A 21554-nucleotide genomic window follows, 5' to 3' on the forward strand; every position below is an offset into this window, starting at 1 on the left:
CCGGCGCCGTGGCGAGCGGCATCGGGAGATGATCCGTGTGGGGAGCGATGTCGGCCTTTGACGCGGCCGGCGTGGCGGGTTGGACTGGCGTCGCCTCGATCCCGCGAGACAAGCCGGATTTCAGGTTAGAGCGAACTGTTTCCCGTATGCGTTCAATACGCGCGGCGGGATCGCCATACTCTGTTGCCCGCTGTCGAGTAATGGTGGGCTTGCATATTAAATCATCTCGTTTGTCACGCGGGGCGACACCCAGAAAAGTGGGCTGAAGTAATGGCGATTTCTGTTTTTTGACCTGCGGTCGGGAGCCAGGCTCGCCGGGGTCAACAGCAGGGGATAGCCATGATCCAAGCCGTGTCGAACCATCGGGGCGACGTCCGCCGCCTCAGAGCCGCCTTGCTCGCCGCCAGCGTTCTTGGCGTGGCGACGCCCGCCCTGGCCGCCGAGCCCGACCCGGATCCCGCCGAGGTCGAGGCCGTGGTCGTCACTGGCCGGCGGGTTTCGGAGGCCAGCGTGGCCATCGGCACCGACCAGGCCACGGCCACCGTCTCGATCACCCGCGACGCGCTGCTCTCGGCCCCGGCCGGGGTGACCGGCCTGAAGATGCTGGAGAGCTTGCCGGGCTTCAACGTCCAGGCCAATGACGCCCTGGGCATGTACGAGTTTGGCAACTCGGTGTCGGTGCGGGCCTTCAACTTCCAGCAGATCGGCTTCCTGCTCGACGGCATCCCGATGGGCCGCAGCGACCAGTTCGGCGGCAGCCCGATCTATCGCTATGTCGACAACGAGAACCTGGGGCGTGTGCAGGCCTCGGCCGGGGCCGGCGACGTCTCCCTGCCCAGCTACGCCTCGCTGGGACCGATCGTCGACTACTTCACCAAGACGCCCGACGTCGACGCCGGTGGCTCGATCAGCCAGACCCTGGGCGAGGACAATCTTCGTCGCAGCTTCCTGCGCCTCGAAAGCGGCAAGATCGGCAATCTGTCGGGCTATGTCGCCGGATCGTGGATCAAGGGCGACCTGTGGCGCGGCCCAGGCTTCATCAAGCGCGAGCACTACGAGGGCAAGGTCGACTACGCCTTCGAGAGCGGCGGGAACCTGACGTTCCAGACCGTGCACAACGATTATTACGACTACGACTCCCCGTCGATCACCAAGGCCCAGTACCTGGGAACCACCCCCACGCCCGACACCTTCGGGCGCAAGGGCCGCGACTTCGCCTATCTCGGCTATGTGCCGCTGCTTGCGGAGACCACCGCCGGGGTGAAGTATTCGAACGCGGCTTACAACCAGTACTACAAGTTCGCGGTCAACGCCCGGCAGGACCACCTGTACGGCCTGTCGCTGAACAAGCCGATCGGCGAGGCCTTCGAGATCCGCTCGACGGCCTATTACGAGGACAAGGGCGGCTACGGCGTCTCGCCCGAGGCCTATTCGGTCTCCAAGACCAGCTACGACAACGAGAAGGCCTATGTCTCGGGTCTAACCGCGCCCAAGGGCCTGCAATACGGCCTCTCGGGCGTCGACGGCATCCGCAAGGGCGTCACGGTCGGCGGGACCTGGCGGACGGGCGTCCACACCGTCCAGGCCGGCGTCTGGCTGGAGAAGGACGACTACCACCGCACCCAGGCGCGCTATAATACCGTCAATGGCGACCCGGACGGGGTGCCGCTGCTCAACGAACCGGTGCACCTGCAGCGCAACTACGTCTCGACCCGCGAGACCACCCAGTTCTTCCTCAAGGAGACCGTCAAGCTATTCGACGAGCGCTTGAAGGTCGAGCTCGGCTTCAAGTCCACCGACATCGACTACAAGATCAGCGGCTACCGCAACCCGGCCGACTACATCGCCCAGCGCAGGCCGACGATCACCGACAACTGGAAGGACGGCTTCCTGCCGCAGGTGGGGCTGGTCTATTCGATCAACAGCCGCGACCAGGTGTTCACCTCCTATTCGGAGAACCTGGCCCTGCCGCGCGGCGCCGATGACATCTTCTCGGCCGCCAGCCCGACCGTGCCCGGTCCCGAGCCGGAAACCTCGCAGAACCTCGAGGTGGGCTATCGCGCCAACCGCGCGACCTTCAACGCCTCGGCCGTGATCTACTACACCGCCTTCGACAACCGGCTGCAGTCCTACGCCTCGGTGGTGCCGGGCAGCACGACGACCGAAACCTTTTACCAGAACGTCGGGGCCGTGGAGGCGCACGGGGCCGAATTCAGCGGTCAGTGGAAGCCCGAGCTCTTGGGCGGCAAGATCTATTTCAACGCCAACCTGTCGTACAACCGCGCCGAGTTCGAGAACAACTTCGGGACCAACGCCATCGCCGGCAACACGCTGCCCGACTTCCCGACCTGGCTGTTCCAGAGCGGGGTGACCTGGGAGCCGGTCGACTGGGCCGTGGTCAACGTCTCGGCCCGCCACCTCAGCGACCGCTACACCAACATGACCAACACCGAGAAGACCGACGGCTACACGGTCTGGAACGCCTATGTGGATCTCGGCGACGGCTTCGGCGTCGGGCCGCTGAAGCAGGTCAAGGCCCGCGTCAACGTCGACAACATCTTCGACGAGGACTACCTGGGCACGATCACTACCACGGTCAGCACCGCCGCCACCTTCCGGCCCGGCTCGCACCGGACCTTCCAGGTGACGCTGTCGGCCGACTTTTAGGCCGTCAGTTCGGAGACCACCGCCTCGCACAGGCGGTGGGTTTCCAGGGCGTCCAGGGCCGGCAGCCGGCGGCCCTCGCGCACGGCCGAGAGGAAGTGCTCGACCAGGCCTTCGAAGCCGCGCTGGCGGCCGACCGAGGTCCAGTTGCCGCGCCGGGTCAGGCGTTCGCCGCCGGCGTAGTCGATGACGTCGGACAGTTCGGCGACCCGCAGCTTGGCGCCGCCGCCCGAGACCTCCAGAACCTCCTCGTCGGCGCCGCTGTCGCGGTTCATGATCGCGAAGGCGTCGACGCCTGGGCCGGACAGATGCAGGCTGGCGTGCAGCATCTTGCCGTCGACCGCGTGGCCGCTGATCCGCGCCCGCGTCGCCATCGGCGCGAGAAAGCGGATGGTGTCGATCACGTGGATGAAGTCGTCGAACACCGCCCGGCGCAGGCCGTCGGGATAGGCGCGGCGATGCTTCTGCATCACCACCAGCGGCGCCTTGAGGTCGGCGGCGGCGAGATAGGGCGGGGCGAAGCGACGGTTGAAGCCGACCGCCAGCGACACGCCACGGGTTTCGGCGAGATCCACCAGGGCCTCGGTCTGCGCCAGGGTGTCGGCGATCGGCTTGTCGACCAGGGTCGGCACGCCGGCCTCGACCAGCCGGCGGACGATGTCTGGGTGGGCGCTTGTAGCGGCATGGACGAAGGCGGCGTCGATACCCTGGGCCAGGGCCTCGTCCAGATCGGTGTGAAGGCGATCCACGCGCCAGGCCGCGCCCAGCTCGTCGAGGGGGGCGGTGTTGCGGGTGACGAAGGCCAACTGCACGTCGGGACGGACGCCCAGCACCGGCAGGTAGGCTTTGCGGGCGATGTCGCCCAGGCCGATCATCGCCACGCGCATGCGTTTCAGAGCCCCTTGGTCAGGTGTTCCGCCAGAGCCTTTGCGTCCCAATGTTCGTCGCGCGGCGCAAGGAAGATCGGGGTCTCGCGTTCGAAGGCGCGCAGGGCGTCGGCGGTCTGGAAGAGGTCGGGGGCGTCCAGGCTCTCGCTCATGACGATGGCGGCGATGGCGACGTTTCGCGCGCGCAGGGCGACCAGGGCCGTCAGCACGTGGCTGATCGTGCCCAGGTAGGAGCCGGCGATCAGCAACACCGGCAGATCCAGGGCGGCGATCAGGTCGAGATTGGTGGCCTCGTCCGTGAGGGGCGACATCACCCCGCCGGCGCCTTCGACCAGCATCAGCTCGTGGTCGCCGGCCAGGGCCGCGCGGCAGTCGGCGGCGAGGTCTTCGAGGGCGAGGGTGTCGCCCTCCAGCCGCGCGGCGAGGTTCGGGGCCAGCGGCGCGCGGTAGCGGCGGGGCGAGATGCGGGGCAGGGCGGCTGGGTCGCCCAGGGCTTCGGCCAGGCGGGCGGGATCGCTGGCGGCGGGGGCCTCGGGATCGAAGCCGCTGACGACCGGTTTGAAGGCGTCCACTGCGACGCCGCGCGCCTTGAGAGCCCGGATCAGGGCGCAGGCGACGTGGGTCTTGCCGATGTCGGTGCCGGTTCCGGCGACGAACAGGGCGGTCACTGGCCGGCCTCGACATAGGGGCGGACCAGGGCGGCCAGGCGCAGGACCTCGTCGTCGGGGTGGTCGGCGCTGAAGGCCAGGCGCAGACGGGCCGTGCCGGCCGGCACGGTCGGCGGCCGGATGGCGACGACCAGAAAGCCCTCGGCCTCCAGGGCGGCGGAGGCGGCCAGGGCCGCGTCGGCCTCGCCGATCACCACCGGCACGATCGGGCTCTCGGCAGGCGGCAGGCCGGCGGCTTTCGTGAACAGTCGGGCCTTGCGCAGCGGCTGGGCGGCGAAGGCGGGATCGGCCTCGATGAGGTCGATGGCGGCGATGGCGGCGGCCGCCGAGGCCGGCGGCAGGCCGGTGGTGTAGACGACGGTGCGGGCCCGGGTCTTCAGGAAGTCGACCACGCTCTGCGAGGCGCACAGATAGCCGCCGTACGAGCCGAGGGCCTTGGACAGGGTGCCCATCTGCAGCGGGATCGCCGCGTCGGGGAACAGGGCGGCCGTGCCCTTGCCCTCGCCCAGCACGCCCACGCCATGGGCGTCGTCGACCAGCAGCCAGGCGTCGTTGGCCTCGCAGACGGCCGACAGCCAGTCCAGCGGCGCGACGTCGCCGTCCATCGAGAACACCCCGTCGGTGGCGACGATGGCGTGGCGGAAGGCCGAGCGGTGCTCCGCCAGCAGCTCGGCCAGGGCGTCGCTGTCGTTGTGCGGGAAGCTGACCACCTTGGCGCCGGACAGCTGCGCCCCGGCCCAGATGCAGGCGTGGGCCAACTCGTCGACGAAGACGACGTCCTGCTTGCCGGCGAAGGTCGGGATCACCCCGGTGTTGGCCAGATAGCCCGAGCCGAACACCACGCAGGCCTCGGTTCCCTTCAGGCGGGCCAGGCGACTCTCCAGTTCCGAGATCAGCGGGCTGTCGCCGGTGACCAGTCGCGAGGCGCCCGAGCCCGCGCCGTAGTCGGCCACGGCGGCCTGGGCGGCGGCGATCACCGCCGGATGCTGCGACAGGCCCAGATAGTCGTTGCAGGAGAAGGACAGCAGCCGCTTGCCGTCGCGCTCGACGATCGCGCTGGGCAGGCGGCGGGTGGGCTTCAGCCGGCGGCGCAGGCTCATGGCCTCCAGGGCCGCGAGCTTGCCGCTCGCGAAGGCGTCCAGACTGTGCATGCCGATTCAGATTCCCGTTTGCCCTTGGGGGGCAAGTGGCTCTAGGCAAGCGGCCCCCTCGGCGCAACGCAAAGGATCGCCATGACCACCCCAGACTGGCTCGCCGAAGGCGCCAAGCACGTGTGGCGGCCCTACTGCCAGATGAAGACGGCCCCGGCGCCGCTTCCGGTGGTGCGCACCCATGGCTCGAGGCTCGTGCTGGCCGACGGGCGCGAGCTGGTCGACGGCATCGCCAGCTGGTGGACGGCCTGCCACGGCTACAACCACCCCCACATCGCCGCCGCCGTGCGCGAGCAGCTGGAGGCCATGCCGCACGTGATGTTCGGCGGCCTGGCCCACGAGCCCGCCTATCGCCTGGCCGCGCGGCTGGCGGCCATCCTGCCGGGCGAGCTGGACCACGTGTTCTTCGCCGAGTCCGGCTCGGTCTCGGTCGAGATCGCCATGAAGATGGCGCTACAGTTCCACATCAATCGCGGCGAGACCGGCCGCACGCGGTTCCTGTCGTTCCGCGGCGGCTATCACGGCGACACCCTGGCGACGATGACGGTCTGCGACCCGGAGGAGGGGATGCACAGCCTGTTCTCGGGCGTGATGCCCAGCCAGGTGATCGCCGACCTGCCGCTGGACGATGCAAGCGAAGCCGCCCTCGACGCCCTGCTCGCCGAACGGGGCGGGGAGATCGCCGCCATGCTGACCGAGCCCCTGGTGCAGGGCGCCGGCGGCATGCTGTTCCACGACCCCGAGGTGCTGCGCCGCCTGCGCCGCCTGGCCGACAGGCACGGCGTGCTGCTGATCTTCGACGAGATCTTCACCGGCTTTGGCCGTACGGGCACGCTGTTCGCCATGCAGGCGGCCGGGATCGAGCCCGACATCGTCACCCTGTCGAAGGCCCTCACCGGCGGGACCCTGCCGCTGTCGGCGGCCGTGGCCTCGCGCAAGGTGTTCGAGGCGTTCTGGTCTAACGAGGCGGGCGCGGCCCTGATGCACGGCCCGACCTATATGGGCAACGCCCTGGCCTGCGCCGCCGCCAACGCCTCGCTCGACCTGTTCGAGACCGGCGCGTGGGAGGCCGACGTGGCGCGGATCTCGGCAGCTCTCACGGAAGGGCTGGAGCCCTGCCGCAGCGCGCCTGGCGTCGTCGATGTGCGGGTGCTGGGGGCGATCGGGGTGGTCGAGTTCGAGACCCCGGTGGCGGTCGGCGCGCTGTGCCAGGCCTTCGCGGAGAAGGGCGCCTGGATCCGGCCGATGGGCAAGGTGGTCTATCTGACCCCGGCCTTCACGACGCCCGACGCCGACCTGGACATCCTGCTGGCGGCCATTCGCGACGTCATCGGAGCCGGTGGGGTTGAAGGAACCGGCGGGGTCTGATCCAAGCGCGGCATGACCGCCTCCACCGGCCCCCTGACGACGCTCGAGCGTCTCGCGATCCTGGCGATCATCCTGACCTGGGGGCTGAACAACGCCGCGGCCAAGGTGGCGACCGCCGCCCTGCCGCCGATGATGGTGGGCGGCCTTCGCTTCCTGCTGGCCCTGGCCTTCCTGTTCCCGTTCGTGCGGCCGCCGTTCCCGCACTGGAGGCGGCTGCTGCTGATCGTGCTGCTTTCGGGGCCGATCCACTTCGCGATCATCTATCTGGCCTTCGGCATGGCCAAGTCGCTCAGCCCCCTGGTCGTCGCCACCCAGCTGTGGATCCCGTTCACGGCCCTGTTCGCCTGGCGCATGCTGGGCGAGACGATGCGGCTCCCCGCCGTCGCCGGACTGGCCGTCGCCTTCGCAGGCGTCGCCTGGATGAGCCTGGACCCGCACGGCGCGGCCGACCTGCCGGCCATCGTCCTGGGCGTGATCGCCGCGGCGATCTGGGCGGTCGCCACCGTGCTGGTGCGCAAGACGCCGGGCGTGAAGCCATTGAAGGTGCAGGGATTGACGGCCTTCATCGCCGCCCCGGTGCTGATCGCCCTGTCCTTCGCCTTCGAGCCGAACGTGATCCCGCGCGTCACGGCCGCGCCGCCGATCGCCTGGGCCTGCGTGGTGTTCGCCGGCGTCGTCTCGACCATCGGGGCCAGCGCCCTGCTGTTCTGGCTGGTGCAGCGGCGCGAGGCCGGGCGTGTGACGCCCTATTTCCTGCTGACGCCGCTGGTCTCGTGCACGATCGGGGTGCTGTTCATGGGCGACGACCTGTCGCCGCAGCTGGTCATCGGCGGCGGGGCGACCATGCTGGGCGTGGCCCTGGTGGCCCTGACCGAGAAGAAGACCCCGCCGGTCGTCGAACCGGCCTGAAGCTCTAGGCAGGGCGAACCAAAGCGCGGCAAGCGGCGTTGAGCCTCCACACATGGAGCTCTACCGCATGAACCTGACCCGTCCGCTTTCCCTCGTCGCTGTCGCCGCCGTCGCGCTGCTAGGCCTTTCCGCCTGCGACAAGGACGCCGGCAAGACCCAGAAGACCACCGGCAAGGTCGAGTCCGCCGTCGGCACGATCACCGGCGACAAGGAACTCAAGAAGGAAGGCAAGAAGGACAAGGTGGTCGGCGGCGTGCGCTCGGGCGACCTGGAAGGCGCGGTGAAGGACGCCAAGAAGAACTGACGGTGGAGGTGGAGAGGCCTCAGTCCTCTCCGCCATCCCTCCAGCGCCAGGGCGCGTCGCTGGTCTTCCAGGCGATCCAGACCACGCCCAGGGTGGACGTGATCACCACGATCGACAGCGGAAGAGGGCGGCCCGTCAGGAGCGCGGAGGCGGCGATCAGCAAGGCCAGGTGGGCGGCCAGAACGACCCAGCCCTGCCACGCGCAGGGCAACCCCGCGCCGTAGCCGAACCGCTTGACCCTGAACCACGGCTTGGCCATGGCCGCGCCTCCCCCGATGTTCTCTTATGCGGGCAAATGTACGCCCAGTTCGCCGGCCAGGTCGCGCACGAACTGCCAGGCCACCCGGCCCGAGCGGGCGCCGCGCAGCTGAGACCACTGCAGGGCCCGGCGCTCCAGGTTCTCGACCTTGAGGCCGAAGCGATCGGCATAGGCGTTGATCGCCGCCAGATAGGTCGGCTGGTCCATCGGCGGGAAGCCGATCCACAGGCCGAAGCGGTCGGAGACGCTCATCTCCTCCTCGGCGTCCTCGGCGGCGGCGATCGCGCCCTGGCTCTCGGCGTGATCGCGCGGCATCAGGTGACGGCGGTTGGAGGTCGAGACGAACAGCACGTTCTCCGGCGGGCCGGCCACGCCGCCTTCCAGCGCCGACTTCAGGGCCTTGGCCGCCGCCGCGCCGTCCTCGAACGACAGGTCGTCGCACAGCACCACGAAGCGCTCGGACCGCACGCGCAGGGCGTCGAACAGCGGGGGCAGGGCGGCGACCTCGTCGCGATCCACCTCGACCAGCTTCAGATCGGGATATTCGGCGGCCAGGGCCATGAAGGCCGACTTGGTCAGCGAGCTCTTGCCCGTGCCGCGCACGCCCCACAGCAGCACGTGGTTGCAGGGCAGGCCGACGGCGAACCGGCGCAGGTTCTGCACGAAGCGGTCCTTCTGGCGCTCGATCCCGACCAGCAGCTCGATGTCCATAGCGTAGTCGGGCGCGGCCACGAAGGCGCCGGCGACCGGGTCGTGACGGAACAGCCGCGCGCCCGAAAAGTCGGGGGCGAGCGGGGCTGGCGGGGCCAGGCGCTCCAGGGCGTCGGCGATGCGGGCGAGCAGGGGCAGGGCGGCGTCGGTCATGGCTTGGCTCCTTACCCGCCGCGCTCCCGTTGCAAAAGGCTCCTGATTACAAAAGCGCGCTCATTGCAAATGGCTAGGTGAACGCATAGCTTCCGCCGACTTGGCGGGACCCCTATTTCAGGCGACCCGCCCGCAGATATTTTGGAGTCGATATGGATCCCGCCCTGCAACAGCAGATCGTCGGCATTGCGCCGATCATCCTCATGGTCGTGCTGTTCTACTTCATGCTGATCCGCCCGCAGCAGAAGCGCGCCAAGGAACATCAGGCGACGCTCAACAACATCAAGCGCGGCGACAACGTCGTGCTGTCCAGCGGCGTGCTGGGCAAGGTTGTGCGCGTCGAGGAAAAGGAAGTCGGCGTCGAGATCGCTCAAGGCGTCACGGTGAAGGTCCGCAAGGGCATGATCACCGAAGTCACCGCCAAGGGCGAACCGGCCCCGGCCAACGACCCGAAGAACTGAGACTTAACGTCCAAGACCTAGCCCGCCCTGGCGCCCCGGCGTCGTCGAGAGCCCCGTAGTCCATGCTGAGCCTATCCCGCTGGAAGATCGCCATCGTCACCTTGTCGGTGATCTTCGGCATCGTCTTCACCCTGCCGAACCTGCTTCCGCAGAAGACGCTAGACGCCCTGCCGGGATGGGTTCCCAAGCAGAAGCTGAACCTGGGCCTCGACCTCCAGGGCGGGTCGTACCTCCTGTATGAGGTCGACACCGCAGCCCTGCGCAAGGAGCGCCTGAGCAACCTCGTCGAGGACTCGCGCACCAGCCTCCGCACGGCCGGAATCAGCTTCAACGGCCTGGGCGAGGCCAATGGCGTCATCTCGGTGCGCATCGACGATCCGTCGAAGGTGGGCGCGGCGGTCACCGAGCTGAACAAGCTCGGCAGCCAGATCCAGGGCACGCTGACCAAGGACGTCGTCGTCTCGACCAAGGCTGACCAGCGCATCGAGCTGACCTTCGCGCCGGAAGCCGCCAAGGCCGACGCCGCCAAGGCGGTCGAGCAGTCGATCGAGACCATCCGTCGCCGTATCGACAGCATGGGCACCAAGGAGCCGACGATCACCCGCCAGGGCGCCGATCGCATCGTCATCCAGGCCGCCGGCGAAAGCGATCCCGAGCGTCTGAAGGCCGTGATCGGCAAGACCGCCAAGCTGACCTTCCAGATGGTCGACGAGACGGTCACCCAGGAAGAAATGGCATCGGGCCGCATGCCTCCGGGCACGGTGCTGGTCGCCGGCGACCGCTTCGCGCCCTACTACGCCCTGAAGAAGCGCGCCCTGGTCTCGGGCGACGACCTCGAAAGCGCCGACCAGTCGTTCGACCAGAACGGCGCGGCGGCCGTGTCCTTCCGCTTCAAGGGCCCCGGCGCGCGCAAGTTCGGCGACGCCACCGCCCGCAACATCGGCAAGCGCTTCGCCATCGTCCTCGACAACAAGGTGATCTCCGCCCCGACCATCAACGGCGCGATCCTCGGCGGTTCGGGCCAGATCACCGGCAGCTTCACCGTCGAAAGCGCCTCGGAACTGGCCCTGCTGCTGCGCTCCGGCGCCCTGCCGGCCCAGTTGAACATCGAAGAGCAACGCACCGTCGGCGCCGAACTGGGCGCGGACGCGGTCAAGGCCGGCGCCATCTCGCTGGCCATCGGGGCTGCGGCGATGTTCGTCTTCATCATCCTGGCCTACGGCCTGTTCGGCGTCTTTGCCGCCCTGGCCCTGATCGCCAACGTGCTGCTGATCGTCGGCATCATGTCGTTCACCCAGGCGACCCTGACCTTCCCGGGCATCGCCGGCCTGATCCTGACCCTGGCCGTGGCGGTCGACGCCAACGTGCTGATCTACGAACGGATGCGCGACGAGGCCGCGGCGGGACGAACGCCGATGTCGGCGGCCGACACCGGCTACCGGCTGGCGCTGGTGTCGATCCTCGACGCCAACATCACCAGCCTGATTTCGGCCGGCATCATGTTCAGCTTCGGCTCGGGCCCCGTGAAGGGCTTCGCCTGGACCCTGGCGATCGGCGTGTTCACCTCGCTGTTCACCGCCATCATCATCACTCAAGTGCTCATCGGTTGGTGGTTCAAGGCCACCAAGCCGAAGAAGCTGCCGATCGCGTAAGGATCAAAGCTCATGGCTGCTTGGCCCCTCATCCGCCTGATCCCGCGCTCGACCCACTTCCGCTTCGTGCGTTGGGCGCCCGTCGCCGCCGTCATCTCGGTTCTTCTGATCCTGGGATCCGGCGTCTCCTTCTTCACCCAGGGCCTGAACCTGGGCATCGACTTCAAGGGCGGCGTCGCCCTTGAAGCTCGTACGCCCGCGACCGCGCCCATCGACCTCGACAAGCTGCGGGCCGTCGCCAAGGGCACCGGCGCGCACGACGTGCAGGTCCAGGGCTTCGGCGCGCCGAATTCGGCGATGGTTCGCTTCCTGCCCACCGAGGGCGGCAACGCCACGCTCGAGGCCAACCGCATCAAGGCCGAGATCGTCTCGAAATTCCCCGGCATGACCATGCCGGCCCCGACCGTCATCGGCGCCAAGGTCTCGGGCGAGCTCCTGCTGGGCGGCTTCAAGGCGCTGGGCATCGCCCTGCTGCTGATGCTCGGCTACATCTGGTTCCGCTTCCAGTGGCAGTTCGGCGTCGGCGCCGTCGTGGCCGTGTTCCACGACATCATCCTGACCCTGGGCATCCTGTCGGTGATGCAGATCGAGTTCTCGATGACCTCGGTCGCGGCCCTGCTGACGGTCATCGGCTATTCGATGAACGAAAAGGTCATCACCTTCGACCGCCTCAAGGAAAACCTGCGCAAGTACAAGTCCACGCCCCTGCGCGAGATCATCGACCTGTCGGAGAACGAGCGTCTGTCGCGGACGATCATCACCGGCTCGACGGCGCTGCTGGCCCTGGGCGGCACGATGATCTTCGGCGGCCCGGTGCTGTTCCCGCTGGTCTTCACCATGGTGTTCGGCATCATCATCGGCACCTATTCGTCGATCTACATCGCCCTGCCGATCATCCTGGTCTGGGGTCTGAAGCGCGGCGACGAGGAAGCCAAGCCGGTCAAGCTCGGCGCGGCCAGCCGCCCGTGAGCCAGGCGCTGACACCGCGCCAGCCGCCGTCGATCGACGCCTGGGGCGGCGGCGGTTTCCGGGTCTCCGGCGTCTGGCGGCCCGGTTCGCTGCTGGTCATCGACGACCAGCCGCTGGATTGGGGCGTCGCCAGCCTGGCGGACCTCACGCCGGAGTCCTTCGACCCGGTGCTGGCGGCCGGGGGCGCGGTCGAGTTCGTGCTCCTGGGCATGGGCCTGGCCAACGCCCTGCCGCCGCGCCCGGTGCGCGACTTCCTCAAGGCCTCGGGCCTGGGCCTGGAGTTCATGAGCACCGAGGCCGCGGCCCGCACCTACAACGTCCTGGCCAGTGAAGGCCGCCGCATGGCCGCGGCCCTGATCGCGGTCTGATTTTGCGACCCTCCCCCTGATGGGGGAGGTGGCCCGAAGGGCCGGAGGGGGAAGTCTCTTCGGCCTTTGCGGCGCCTGAACCTCCGAAGACACATCCCCCTTCGTCGGCGGAGTTTATCCTCGGGCCGGTCTACGACCGGACCCGGGGGCCGACACCTCCCCCTTCAGGGGGAGGATCATTTTCCCGACTCCCCCTATCCTGCGCGCCACGCAACGGCTTCAGGGGGCTGAATTGTCCGGGATCCTCACCAATTTCCGCAGCACCATCATCGTCAGCTTCGTGCTGGCGCTGGTCATGGTGTTCGGCTTCGGCCACAGCCCCAGCGGCTTCCACGGCGCCTATTTCCAGGCCGTGTTCCGCTGGTTGCACGTGCTGTTCGGCATCCTGTGGATCGGGCTGCTCTACTACTTCAACTTCGTGCAGATCCGGGTGATGCCGACCATCCCGGCCGAGCTGAAGCCGGCGGTGACCAAGTACATCGCCCCCGAAGCCCTGTTCTGGTTCCGCTGGGCGGCCCTGGCGACCTGGCTGATGGGCATGATCCTAGCCTTCAGCCGCGGCTACCTGATGGAGGCCATCACCTTCGGCGCCTGGCACGGCTACGAGCGCGGCGTCGACATGGGCTTCACCTTCATCGGCATGGGCATGTGGCTGGCGACGATCATGTTCATCAATGTCTGGGGCGTGATCTGGCCGAACCAGAAGCGCGCCCTGGGCCTGGTTCCCGCCGACGACGAGACCAAGGCCAAGGCCGGCAAGATCGCCATGCTGTTCTCGCGCATCAACACGCTGCTCAGCATCCCGATGCTGGTGACGATGACGATGTACCAGACGCTGTTCGGCTGATCGGGCCTGCGCGGACGAGACAGAAGGCCCGCCCGACCGGCGGGCCTTTTTCTTTGGCTCCACGGCTCGCCGGTATGGCGGGCCTTCCTCTTCGAGCGGGGGAGGGGCATAAGCCGCGCCATGTCCGCCGCCCCCGACAACCCCTACGATTCCGGCCTCGACGACCTGGTCCGCCGCATGGATCCGGACCGCTGGCTGGCTAGCCGCTTCGTGGCCGACCCGGCGGCGCTGGCCGACGTCGTGGCGCTCTACGCCTATAACTACGAGCTGGCCCGGGTGGCGGGCGGCGTCACCAACGCGCTGATGGGCGAGATCCGCCTGACCTGGTGGCGCGAGGCGGTCGAGGAACTGGCGGCCGGCAAGCCGCCGCGCAAACATCCCACCGTCGAGGCCCTGGCCGTCTCGGGCCACGATCTTGGCCTGCTCGCGGCCATGGCCGAGGCGCGCCTCGCGGATCTCGAGGCCGAACCGTTCGCCGACGAGGCCGCGGTGCTGGACTATCTGGACGCCACCGCCGGCCGTGTCGCGATCCTGGCCGCGCGGCGGCTCGATCCGTCGGCGCAGGTCTCGGCGGTGCGGGCCGCCGCGCGCGCCTACGGCCTTGCCGGCCTCTGGCGCCTGGCCCTGGCCGGTCGGTCGCGCCTGCCGGCGGGTTGGAGCGCGGCGGACGTCCAGGCCCGCGTCGCGCAGCAGCGTCGGCTTGCTCGCGAGGAGCTTAAGGCCCTGCCGGTGGCGGCGTTTCCCGCCGTCGCGCCGGCGGCCCTGGCCGGCGTTCATTCGCAAGGTCGCGAGGCGAGCGCCCTGGAAGTGCGCGCCCGCCTCACCCTGGCCGTCGTGCTAGGCCGCGTTTGACGGCGCCGTGGCCTTAGTAGGCCTAGCCGCCTTGGTGAGACGGTCGAGTACATCGGGCACCAGCTGTTCGGAGAACCCGCCGATGAACGCCCAGACGAGCATCTTTGCGGAGTCCACATGTGTCTCGAAGCGCAGCGGGTGGCTCATGAAGCTGATTTGCGCCGCCGAGTACTGTTGCGGCGCTTTGATCAGCGGGAACAGCGCAGCGGCTGCGTCGCCGAGCAACTTGCCGCCTGTGGCAAGGCCGCTGGCGAAAAAGGCCAGGAGTACGAAGGACACCGCCGCGCCGACAAAGGCTGAGATCAGTACGGCCGTCCTGCCGTGTCGCAGGGCGCTCACCTGGCGGACCGGATCGATCTCGGAGGAGGCCGACGCCATTGCAGTCTCGGCGCGACGTAGGATCGAAACCATGGCGCCGGCGGCCCCGACAACGGCGATGACGGCGTAGTTCGAGAAAATCTCCGCCGACGCAAATATGGGCGTGCCTGCGGTCAGGCGCGGCAGTACCAGAGTTGGGAGCAGGGCGACAAACAGCACGGCAAGCAGCCACAGGGCGCTGTACCGCATGCGAGTGGTAAGAAGTTCACGTTCGCTGCTCAGCGTATAGAGCAGCTTGAGGCTTTCGAGCAGCGAAAGCGCTTCGGCGCGTCGCGCGGGTTCGCTGTCGGACGGTGAGGCGCCGGTCGATGGAACCGAAGCCTGGGCCGCGGCGTGCTTGGAACCCGTGCCCACCGCCAAGACATAGCGCTCGCGAAGATAGGTGAGCATATAGAAAAGCTGCTCGCCCTCGTACCCTTGAACCTGGGTCTTCTTCAGATCGACGGCCGCCGCGATCTGCTCGCTTGGGTGGCGGCTGAAAAAGCCTTCCTCAAGTCGAGCGAAGCGCTTGTCGCACTTCTCGTAAGCAGCGGGGTCGGTCAATTTGGACAGCGTATCCATGCGCGCCAGATCGAGATCGACATCGGCTGCCAGCACTCTGGCCTCGGCGCAGCGGCCGTCTACAGAGAGTTTATTGGCGAGTTTTCGCGACGCGTGGGCCTCGGCTCTCTGCTCGTCGACGTTGACATGCATGTTCATGGAAAGCCCCCTAAGATAACAACGATATCTGAGGGGGCTCAAAAATGCAATCTATGGAAGTTTTATTGCTCGGGTTCGCCCTTTGTCCATTGGTCGAGCCAGCCCAGCACCTCGTCGTGCCACTGGACCGAGTTCTGGGCCTTTAGCACCCAGTGGTTCTCGTTGGGGAAATATAGCAGCTTGCTGGGCACGCCCTTGCGCTGCAGGGCCGTGAAGGTGGCGATGCCCTGTTCCAGCGGCACGCGGAAGTCGTTCTGCCCCTGGACGACCAGGGTCGGCACGCTCCACTGGCCCACGTGGTCGGCCGGGTTGAACTTGGCGTAGGTGGTGTCGGGCTGCCACGGCGGCCCGCCGTTCTCCCACTCGCTGAACCACAGCTCCTCGGTCGAATAGCCCATGAAGCGGCTGTCGAAGATGCCGTCGTGGTTGACCAGGCACTTCCAGGGCTCTTTCCACTGGCTGGCGATCCAGTTGATCATGAAGCCGCCGTACGAGCCGCCCAGGGCGCAGGCGCGGTCGGTGTCGAGGAAGCCGTACTTCTGGGTCGCGAAGGCCCAGCCCTTCTGCAGGTCTTCCAGCGGGCGGTCGCCCCAGTGCTGGCTGATGGCGTCGGTGAAGCCCTGGCCGTAGCCGGTCGAGCCGTGGAAATCGATCATCACCACGGCATAGCCGGCGCCGGCATAGGTTTGGGCGTTCCAGCGGTAGTGGAAGAGGTTGCCGAACGAGCCCTGCGGACCGCCGTGGATCAGGAAGGCCACCGGATACTTCTTCGACGGATCGAAGTTGGCGGGCTTGACGAGATAGCCGTGCACGGTCTCGTCGTTCCAGCCCTTGAAGCTGAACTGCTCGGCCTCGCCCATGGCGACGCCATCAAGCTTGTCGGCGTTGAAGCCGGTCAGCTTGATCGGCGCGCCCCCCTTTCCCTTGTCTTGGGGAGCCAGGGCGTAGAGCTGGCCCGGGGTCTTCAGATTGTCCTGTGCGATCACGGTCGAACCGCCGGCGACACTGAAGGCGCTGACATGGCCTTCGCCGGTCAGGGCGGCGACCTTGCCGGTCTTGACCTCGATGGCGAACAGTTTGGTCTGACCGACGTCTTCGGCCGTCGTGTAGATCGTCTTGCCGTCGGCGCTGAAGGTGATCGACTGGGCCGAGCGGTCCCAGGCCGGGGCGACCTCACGCACCTTGCCGTTCTCGCGCACCGTGATCCCGAAGCGGTCGGCCTCGAAGCCCGGACGCTTCATAGCCAGCCAGGCCTGCGTCTTGCCGTCCGGCGAGAAGGTCGGCTGGGCGTCCCAGGCCTTGTTGTCGGCGGTCAGGTTGGCCGGCTTGGCCGAACCGTCGACCGGAACCGACCACAGGTCGTAGTTGGTCTGCCAGGGCTCGTCGCGGCCGGCGATCTTGGCCGAGAACACCACGGTCTTGCCGTCTGGGCTGATGACGAAGTCCTCGTCGCCGCCGAACGGCTTGGTGGGCGCATCGCCGTCGAAGCCGGCCATCAGGGCCGTGGGCTCGCCCGCCGCCACGCCCGAGGCGTCGAGGCCGTAGGCGTACAGATGGTTCTTCGTGCCGTCGTTCCACGCATCCCAGTGGCGGATGAACAGCTTGCCGTAGACCACGCCCGTGGTCTTCTTGGCCTTCTTCTGGTCCAGGCGTTCCTGGGTGCAGGCGAGGGTGGGGCAGTCGGGGAAGACGGCCTGGCTGACCACCACGGTCTTGCCGTCGGCCGAGACCTTGAAGGCGCCGACGTCGAACGGAGCCTTGGTCACCTGAACGGCGGTCTCGCCCGAGGCGTCGGTGCGGAACACCTGGTCCGAACCGGCGCGGCCCGACAGGAAGTAGATGCTCTTGCCGTCGGCCGACCAGCGGGCGCTGGAGACGCCGCCGTCCGACACCGCCAGGCGGCGCGGGGCGATCCTGGCCTTCAGGTCGGCGACCCAGAGCGAGAACGAGGCCTTGTTGGCCGGCAGGTCCATCGTCCGCACCAGGTAGATCACCTGGCGACCGTCCGGCGAGACCTTGGGCTCGCTGACGCGGTCGAGCGTGACCATGTCCTTGGCGGTGAAGCCGCGACCCTGCGCGAAGGCGGCCGGCACGACCGCGAAGGCGGCCAGGGAGAGGGCGAGGGCGGAGGCGGCGATGCGCAAGGTCTTGGTCATGGAAGCGTGGTCCAGGCGGCTCTGATGCCAGAAAACCGCGCGACACTAACGGCGCCGTGCGCCCTAGGCCAGTCCGAAGGGCAAGGCCTTGCGCATGCTGCGGCGCCGTTTGCGAGTGTGGCGGAATTGGGCCTCCGAAATGGCGAAAACGCCTTATCCGACAAGGCTTTGAGGAGGTAACAATCAGAAACAGGACTTGCATTGCTGCGGCGCGGCGAAGCTCGTAGACGGTAAATGGGGACGAATAGGTGGCCGCTAGAGCCGCTCCCAAGTTTTACAAAGGTTTCTCGTGTCGGTTTCGCCTTACTTCCAGCACACGGTCGCAGGACCGGTGATCTTCGCAGGGATCGGCCTGCACACGGGCGCGCACGTGCGCGTCGCCGTGCGCCCCGCCGCTCCCGACAGCGGGATCGTCTTCGTGCGCACCGACGTCCAAGACCGCGACAACCGGGTGCCGGTGCGCGGCGACGCCGTGGTGCAGACCCAGCTGGGCACCGTCATCGCCAACGCCGCCGACGTGCGCGTCTCGACCATCGAACACCTGATGGCCGCCCTGGCCGCCCTGTCGGTCGACAACTGCGTGGTCGAGCTCGACGGTCCCGAAGTGCCGATCATGGACGGCTCTTCCGAGCCCTTCGTGCAGATCCTCGACCGCGCCGGTCGCCGCAAGCAGGAAGCCGCGCGCCGCTACATCGAGATCCTGTCGCCGATCGAAGTGATCGAGGGTGACAAGCGCGCTGCCCTGACGCCGTCCGACTCGTTCGAGGTGGCCTTCGAGATCGCCTTCGCCAGTAAGGCCATCGGCCGCCAGCGCGTCGACCTGGTCATCGATGAGGACAGCTTCCGTCAGGAACTCTCCAACTGCCGCACCTTCGGCTTCCTGCGCGAGGTCGAGGCCCTGCGCGACATCGGCCTGGCCCGTGGCGGCTCGATGGAGAACGCCGTGGTTATCGACGGCGACCGCGTGCTCAATCCCGAGGGCCTGCGCCGCTCGGACGAGTTCGTGCGCCACAAGGCCTTGGACGCGGTCGGCGACCTTTATGTCATCGGCGCTCCGATCCTTGGCAGGTTCGAAGGAATCCTGGCCGGTCACGGCCTCAATAACGCCGCGGTTCGTGCGTTGATGGAGCAACCGCGCGCCTGGCGCTGGCGCGCCTATGCGTCGGAGCTCGCCGAAGCGGTCTGATCAATCGGGGGACGCTCCCGCCGCTTCTTCGGCTTTCATTTGCGCCCGCATCGACGTGGTGTAGAAGCCTGGGGTTCGGCGCGGGGGCGCGCTAATGCTTCTAGGGTGAGAGAGTCCGTGCTTCGCAATATCTCGGGACGTTCGGCCGTCATCGTCGCCGTGCTCGCCGCCCTGTCGGTGACCGCCTGCGCCGGCAAGCCCAAGAAGCCGACCCTCGTCTATGAGGAACGCCCGGTCGAGCTGCTCTATTCCACCGGCGCCAACCGCCTGGATCGCGGCAGCTGGAACGAGGCCGTCGACTACTTCCGCGAGGTGGAGCGTCAGCACCCCTATTCGGAATGGTCGCGCCGCTCGATCCTGATGACCGGCTTCGCCCACTATCAGGGCAACCAGTATTCGGAAGCCATCGGCGACGCCGACCGCTTCATCTCGCTGTATCCGGGCAATCCGTCGGCCTCCTACGCCTTCTACCTGAAGGCCGTCTGCTACTTCGAGCAGATCGTCGACGTGAACCGCGACCAGGCCGCCACCGAGCAGGCGCTCGCGGCCCTGCGCGACGTCGTCCAGCGCTATCCCAACAGCGAATACGCCCAGGACGCCCGCCTGAAGATCGACATGGTCAACGACCAGCTGGCCGGCAAGGAAATGGCCATCGGCCGCTGGTACCTGCGCGACGGCAAGACCCTGGCCGCCATCGGCCGCTTCAAGGCCGTGGTCGACCGCCACCAGACCACCTCGCACACGCCCGAAGCCCTCTACCGCCTGGTCGAGGCCTACCTGACCCTGGGCCTCAACGAAGAGGCCAAGCGCAATGGCGCGGTGCTGGGCTACAACTTCCCGGGCGACCGCTGGTACGCCGACGCCTACCGCCTGCTCAACGACGCGGGCCTGAAGCCGGCCGTCGAGCCGCTGAAGGCCGGCAACAAGCGCAACCTGCTCGAGCGGGTCCTGACCCACGACAAGGGCGCGACCCTGGCGCCTCCGGGCGAGAAGAAGAAAAAGGGCGGCCTGATGGGCGTCCTGGGGATGTAGGCAGAGACTTCAGACAAGCGGGCCGTTGCAAAACGGCCCGTTTTTCTTTTGTTCTCAATCGGCTGTCGCGACCCCTTTGAAAAACTGCGATTCCCGGTGATCCTCGCGACCATGCTGATCGGTCTCTCCATCCGCGACGTCGTGCTCATCGAGAGCCTCGACCTGGCCATCGGGCCGGGCCTGACCGCGCTGACCGGCGAGACCGGCGCCGGCAAGTCGATCATCCTCGACGCCCTGGGCCTGGCCACCGGCGCCCGCGCCGACGCCGGCCTGGTGCGCCGCGGGGCGGCTGGCCACGCCAGCGCCACGGCGATCTTCGCCCTGGCCCCCGACCATCCCGCCTTCGCCTATCTCGACGACAAGGGCCTGGACTACGCCCGCGACGAGGATCTCGTTTTGCGCCGCCAGCTGTCGCCCGACGGCCGCTCGCGCGCCTTCGTCAACGACCAGGCCACCAGCGTCGGCGTGCTCAAGGATCTGGGCGGCCTGCTGCTCGAGGTGCACGGCCAGCACGAGACGGTCGGCCTGCTGGATCCGCGCACCCACCGCACCCTGCTGGACGCCTATGGCCAGGTCAGCATCGGGGCCGTGTCCTCGGCCTGGAGCGGCTGGCGCGCCGCCCGCGAGACCGCCGCCGAACTGAAGGCCCTGTCCGACCGCGCGGCGGCCGAGACCGAGGAACTGACCCTTCGCCTGTCCGAGCTCGACCGCCTCGACCCGCGCGACGGCGAAGAGGCGGCCCTGGCCGACGAGCGGGCCCTGCTGGGCTCGGCCGAGAAGGCCCTGGCCGATATCGCCTCGGCCCAGGACGCCCTGGGCGGCGACAACCTGTCGGGCAAGCTGGCTTCGGCCTTCCGCGCTCTCGAGCGAGCGCGCGACCGCGCCGCCAGCGCCGGCGCGCCGGCCGACGGCCCGGCCATGACCCGCCTGGCCGCCGCCTGCGAGGCCGTCGATCGCGCTCTTGTCGAAGCCCAGGAGGCCGTCGCCGCCATCGACGCGGCCGCCGAGAGCTTCGAGTTCGAGCCCGACCGCCTGGAAAAGACCGAGGAGCGGCTGTTCGCCCTGCGCGGCATGGCCCGCAAGCTCAACGTCCTGGTCGAGGACCTGCCGGCCACCCGCGCCGACTTCGCCGCCCGCCTGCAGGCCATCGAGACCTCCGGCGAGGCCCTGGTCGCCGCCGAGGCCGAGGCCGACGCCGCCCGCGAGGCCTATCTCTACGCGGCGGGCGCCCTGTCGGCCGAGCGCCGCGCGGCCGGCGACCGTCTTGCCAAGGCCGTCGAGGCCGAGCTTGGCCCGCTGAAGCTGGAAAAGGCCCGTTTCCGCGTCGGGCTCGACACGCTCGACGAGGACAAGGCCGGCCCCACGGGCCTGGACCGCATCGCCTTCGAGATCTCGACCAATCCCGGCGCGCCGTTTGGCCCGATGGAGGCCATCGCCTCGGGCGGCGAACTGGCCCGTTTCGCGTTGGCGCTGAAGGCGGCGCTGGCCGGCAAGGGCGGCGGCCCGCAGCCGCTGATGATCTTCGACGAGGTCGACCAGGGCGTCGGCGGCGCCGTGGCCGACGCCGTGGGCCTGCGCCTCAAGCGCCTGGCCTCCAACGCCCAGGTGCTGGTCGTCACCCACTCGGCCCAGGTCGCCGCGCGCGGCGACGCTCACTGGCGCATCTCCAAGTCCGGCGACGACACCTCCACCCGCACCAAGGTCGAGCCCCTGTCGCCCGCCGAACGCGAGGAAGAGATCGCGCGGATGCTGTCGGGCGCGGAAGTCACCGAAGCCGCCCGTGCGGCGGCGCGGGCGCTGATCGGGTAAATTCCTTCTCCCCTTGCGGGAGAAGGTGTCGCCGTAGGCGACGGATGAGGGGTCTCTCAAAAGCAAAACGC

The 21554-nt window shown here is 68.3% G+C and carries 20 protein-coding genes; 13 read left to right on the forward strand and 7 right to left on the reverse strand.

Annotated features, from left to right (window positions below; translation table 11 throughout):
• The first annotated feature begins 339 nt into the window (after positions 1-339).
• Positions 340-2667, forward strand: a complete 2328-nt coding sequence (locus tag I4Q42_RS05150; RefSeq protein WP_198574991.1) for a TonB-dependent receptor family protein — start codon at positions 340-342, stop codon at positions 2665-2667.
• Here the strand turns inward: I4Q42_RS05150 and I4Q42_RS05155 are convergent.
• The 3 genes from I4Q42_RS05155 to bioF are packed head-to-tail and all read right to left on the reverse strand — an operon-like array spanning position 2664 to position 5370.
• On the reverse strand, positions 2664-3551 hold the full coding sequence (locus I4Q42_RS05155; RefSeq protein WP_198574992.1) for a Gfo/Idh/MocA family protein: 888 nt from the start codon (positions 3549-3551) through the stop codon (positions 2664-2666). The genes I4Q42_RS05150 and I4Q42_RS05155 overlap by 4 nt on opposite strands.
• 5 nt (positions 3552-3556) lie before the next feature.
• Entirely contained in the window at positions 3557-4219 is a 663-nt protein-coding gene (gene bioD / locus I4Q42_RS05160) for a dethiobiotin synthase (protein WP_198574993.1), read from the reverse strand.
• Positions 4216-5370: an 8-amino-7-oxononanoate synthase gene (gene bioF, locus I4Q42_RS05165; protein WP_198574994.1), complete on the reverse strand. Its 1155-nt coding sequence runs from the start codon at positions 5368-5370 to the stop codon at positions 4216-4218. Before bioF ends, bioD begins: the two co-directional genes overlap by 4 nt.
• 81 nt (positions 5371-5451) lie before the next feature.
• Between bioF and I4Q42_RS05170 the strand changes: the two genes are divergently transcribed.
• The 3 genes from I4Q42_RS05170 to I4Q42_RS05180 are packed head-to-tail and all read left to right on the forward strand — an operon-like array spanning position 5452 to position 7951.
• Positions 5452-6738, forward strand: a complete 1287-nt coding sequence (locus I4Q42_RS05170) for an adenosylmethionine--8-amino-7-oxononanoate transaminase (protein WP_198574995.1) — start codon at positions 5452-5454, stop codon at positions 6736-6738.
• Between the two features lie 12 nt (positions 6739-6750).
• The gene (locus tag I4Q42_RS05175; protein WP_198574996.1) at positions 6751-7647 is read left to right on the forward strand and encodes a DMT family transporter; all 897 of its coding nucleotides are present in this window, start codon (positions 6751-6753) and stop codon (positions 7645-7647) included.
• A gap of 52 nt (positions 7648-7699) precedes the next feature.
• Positions 7700-7951: a CsbD family protein gene (locus I4Q42_RS05180; RefSeq protein WP_232792861.1), complete on the forward strand. Its 252-nt coding sequence runs from the start codon at positions 7700-7702 to the stop codon at positions 7949-7951.
• 19 nt (positions 7952-7970) lie between these two features.
• Here I4Q42_RS05180 and I4Q42_RS05185 read toward each other — a convergent pair whose 3' ends face one another.
• Positions 7971-8210, reverse strand: coding sequence for a hypothetical protein (locus tag I4Q42_RS05185; protein WP_198574997.1), 240 nt, complete (start codon positions 8208-8210; stop codon positions 7971-7973).
• Between the two features lie 24 nt (positions 8211-8234).
• The gene (locus I4Q42_RS05190) at positions 8235-9074 is read right to left on the reverse strand and encodes an ATP-binding protein (protein WP_198574998.1); all 840 of its coding nucleotides are present in this window, start codon (positions 9072-9074) and stop codon (positions 8235-8237) included.
• 152 nt (positions 9075-9226) lie between these two features.
• Between I4Q42_RS05190 and yajC the strand changes: the two genes are divergently transcribed.
• The 6 genes from yajC (at position 9227) to I4Q42_RS05220 (ending at position 14223) form a co-directional block, all read left to right on the forward strand.
• Positions 9227-9535 carry a preprotein translocase subunit YajC gene (gene yajC / locus I4Q42_RS05195; RefSeq protein ID WP_198574999.1) on the forward strand — a complete coding sequence of 103 codons (309 nt, stop codon included), beginning with the start codon at positions 9227-9229 and terminating at the stop codon, positions 9533-9535.
• Between the two features lie 62 nt (positions 9536-9597).
• Positions 9598-11187, forward strand: a complete 1590-nt coding sequence (secD, locus tag I4Q42_RS05200) for a protein translocase subunit SecD (protein ID WP_198575000.1) — start codon at positions 9598-9600, stop codon at positions 11185-11187.
• Positions 11188-11199: 12 nt separating this feature from the next.
• Positions 11200-12156 carry a protein translocase subunit SecF gene (gene secF, locus I4Q42_RS05205; RefSeq protein ID WP_198575001.1) on the forward strand — a complete coding sequence of 319 codons (957 nt, stop codon included), beginning with the start codon at positions 11200-11202 and terminating at the stop codon, positions 12154-12156.
• 8 nt (positions 12157-12164) lie between these two features.
• Complete coding sequence (locus I4Q42_RS05210; RefSeq protein ID WP_198575175.1) at positions 12165-12524, forward strand: Mth938-like domain-containing protein; 360 nt, start codon at positions 12165-12167, stop codon at positions 12522-12524.
• Between the two features lie 232 nt (positions 12525-12756).
• Positions 12757-13371, forward strand: coding sequence for a urate hydroxylase PuuD (locus I4Q42_RS05215; protein WP_198575002.1), 615 nt, complete (start codon positions 12757-12759; stop codon positions 13369-13371).
• A gap of 120 nt (positions 13372-13491) precedes the next feature.
• Positions 13492-14223: a squalene/phytoene synthase family protein gene (locus I4Q42_RS05220; protein WP_198575003.1), complete on the forward strand. Its 732-nt coding sequence runs from the start codon at positions 13492-13494 to the stop codon at positions 14221-14223.
• Here the strand turns inward: I4Q42_RS05220 and I4Q42_RS05225 are convergent.
• Positions 14209-15300: a hypothetical protein gene (locus I4Q42_RS05225; RefSeq protein ID WP_198575004.1), complete on the reverse strand. Its 1092-nt coding sequence runs from the start codon at positions 15298-15300 to the stop codon at positions 14209-14211. The two genes, I4Q42_RS05220 and I4Q42_RS05225, sit on opposite strands and share 15 nt — an antisense overlap.
• Positions 15301-15362: 62 nt before the next feature.
• Positions 15363-17456 (reverse strand): alpha/beta hydrolase family protein, encoded by a 2094-nt coding sequence (locus tag I4Q42_RS05230; RefSeq protein WP_198575005.1) that lies wholly within the window; start codon positions 17454-17456, stop codon positions 15363-15365.
• A 289-nt stretch (positions 17457-17745) separates the two neighbouring features.
• On the opposite strand from I4Q42_RS05230, the gene lpxC reads away from it, so the two are divergent.
• The 3 genes from lpxC (at position 17746) to recN (ending at position 21483) form a co-directional block, all read left to right on the forward strand.
• Positions 17746-18642: a UDP-3-O-acyl-N-acetylglucosamine deacetylase gene (gene lpxC, locus I4Q42_RS05235; RefSeq protein ID WP_198575006.1), complete on the forward strand. Its 897-nt coding sequence runs from the start codon at positions 17746-17748 to the stop codon at positions 18640-18642.
• 105 nt (positions 18643-18747) lie between these two features.
• Positions 18748-19674: an outer membrane protein assembly factor BamD gene (locus I4Q42_RS05240; RefSeq protein ID WP_198575007.1), complete on the forward strand. Its 927-nt coding sequence runs from the start codon at positions 18748-18750 to the stop codon at positions 19672-19674.
• Positions 19675-19785: 111 nt separating this feature from the next.
• Positions 19786-21483 carry a DNA repair protein RecN gene (recN, locus tag I4Q42_RS05245; RefSeq protein WP_198575176.1) on the forward strand — a complete coding sequence of 566 codons (1698 nt, stop codon included), beginning with the start codon at positions 19786-19788 and terminating at the stop codon, positions 21481-21483.
• Positions 21484-21554: the final 71 nt, after the last annotated feature.

The organism is Caulobacter hibisci, assembly GCF_016135805.1.
Classification (GTDB): Bacteria; Pseudomonadota; Alphaproteobacteria; order Caulobacterales; family Caulobacteraceae; genus Caulobacter; species Caulobacter hibisci.

Excerpts from the sequence above, each read along its gene's own strand:
- I4Q42_RS05185 (WP_198574997.1), bottom strand. The coding sequence starts at position 8,210 with ATGGCCAAGCCGTGGTTCAGGGTCAAGCGGTTCGGCTACGGCGCGGGG.
- I4Q42_RS05175 (WP_198574996.1), top strand. The coding sequence starts at position 6,751 with ATGACCGCCTCCACCGGCCCCCTGACGACGCTCGAGCGTCTCGCGATC.
- I4Q42_RS05230 (WP_198575005.1), bottom strand. The coding sequence starts at position 17,456 with ATGACCAAGACCTTGCGCATCGCCGCCTCCGCCCTCGCCCTCTCCCTG.
- I4Q42_RS05155 (WP_198574992.1), bottom strand. The coding sequence starts at position 3,551 with ATGCGCGTGGCGATGATCGGCCTGGGCGACATCGCCCGCAAAGCCTAC.
- bioF (WP_198574994.1), bottom strand. The coding sequence starts at position 5,370 with ATGCACAGTCTGGACGCCTTCGCGAGCGGCAAGCTCGCGGCCCTGGAG.
- I4Q42_RS05225 (WP_198575004.1), bottom strand. The coding sequence starts at position 15,300 with ATGAACATGCATGTCAACGTCGACGAGCAGAGAGCCGAGGCCCACGCG.
- I4Q42_RS05220 (WP_198575003.1), top strand. The coding sequence starts at position 13,492 with ATGTCCGCCGCCCCCGACAACCCCTACGATTCCGGCCTCGACGACCTG.
- yajC (WP_198574999.1), top strand. The coding sequence starts at position 9,227 with ATGGATCCCGCCCTGCAACAGCAGATCGTCGGCATTGCGCCGATCATC.
- recN (WP_198575176.1), top strand. The coding sequence starts at position 19,786 with ATGCTGATCGGTCTCTCCATCCGCGACGTCGTGCTCATCGAGAGCCTC.
- I4Q42_RS05150 (WP_198574991.1), top strand. The coding sequence starts at position 340 with ATGATCCAAGCCGTGTCGAACCATCGGGGCGACGTCCGCCGCCTCAGA.
- secF (WP_198575001.1), top strand. The coding sequence starts at position 11,200 with ATGGCTGCTTGGCCCCTCATCCGCCTGATCCCGCGCTCGACCCACTTC.
- I4Q42_RS05170 (WP_198574995.1), top strand. The coding sequence starts at position 5,452 with ATGACCACCCCAGACTGGCTCGCCGAAGGCGCCAAGCACGTGTGGCGG.
- secD (WP_198575000.1), top strand. The coding sequence starts at position 9,598 with ATGCTGAGCCTATCCCGCTGGAAGATCGCCATCGTCACCTTGTCGGTG.
- I4Q42_RS05180 (WP_232792861.1), top strand. The coding sequence starts at position 7,700 with ATGGAGCTCTACCGCATGAACCTGACCCGTCCGCTTTCCCTCGTCGCT.
- I4Q42_RS05190 (WP_198574998.1), bottom strand. The coding sequence starts at position 9,074 with ATGACCGACGCCGCCCTGCCCCTGCTCGCCCGCATCGCCGACGCCCTG.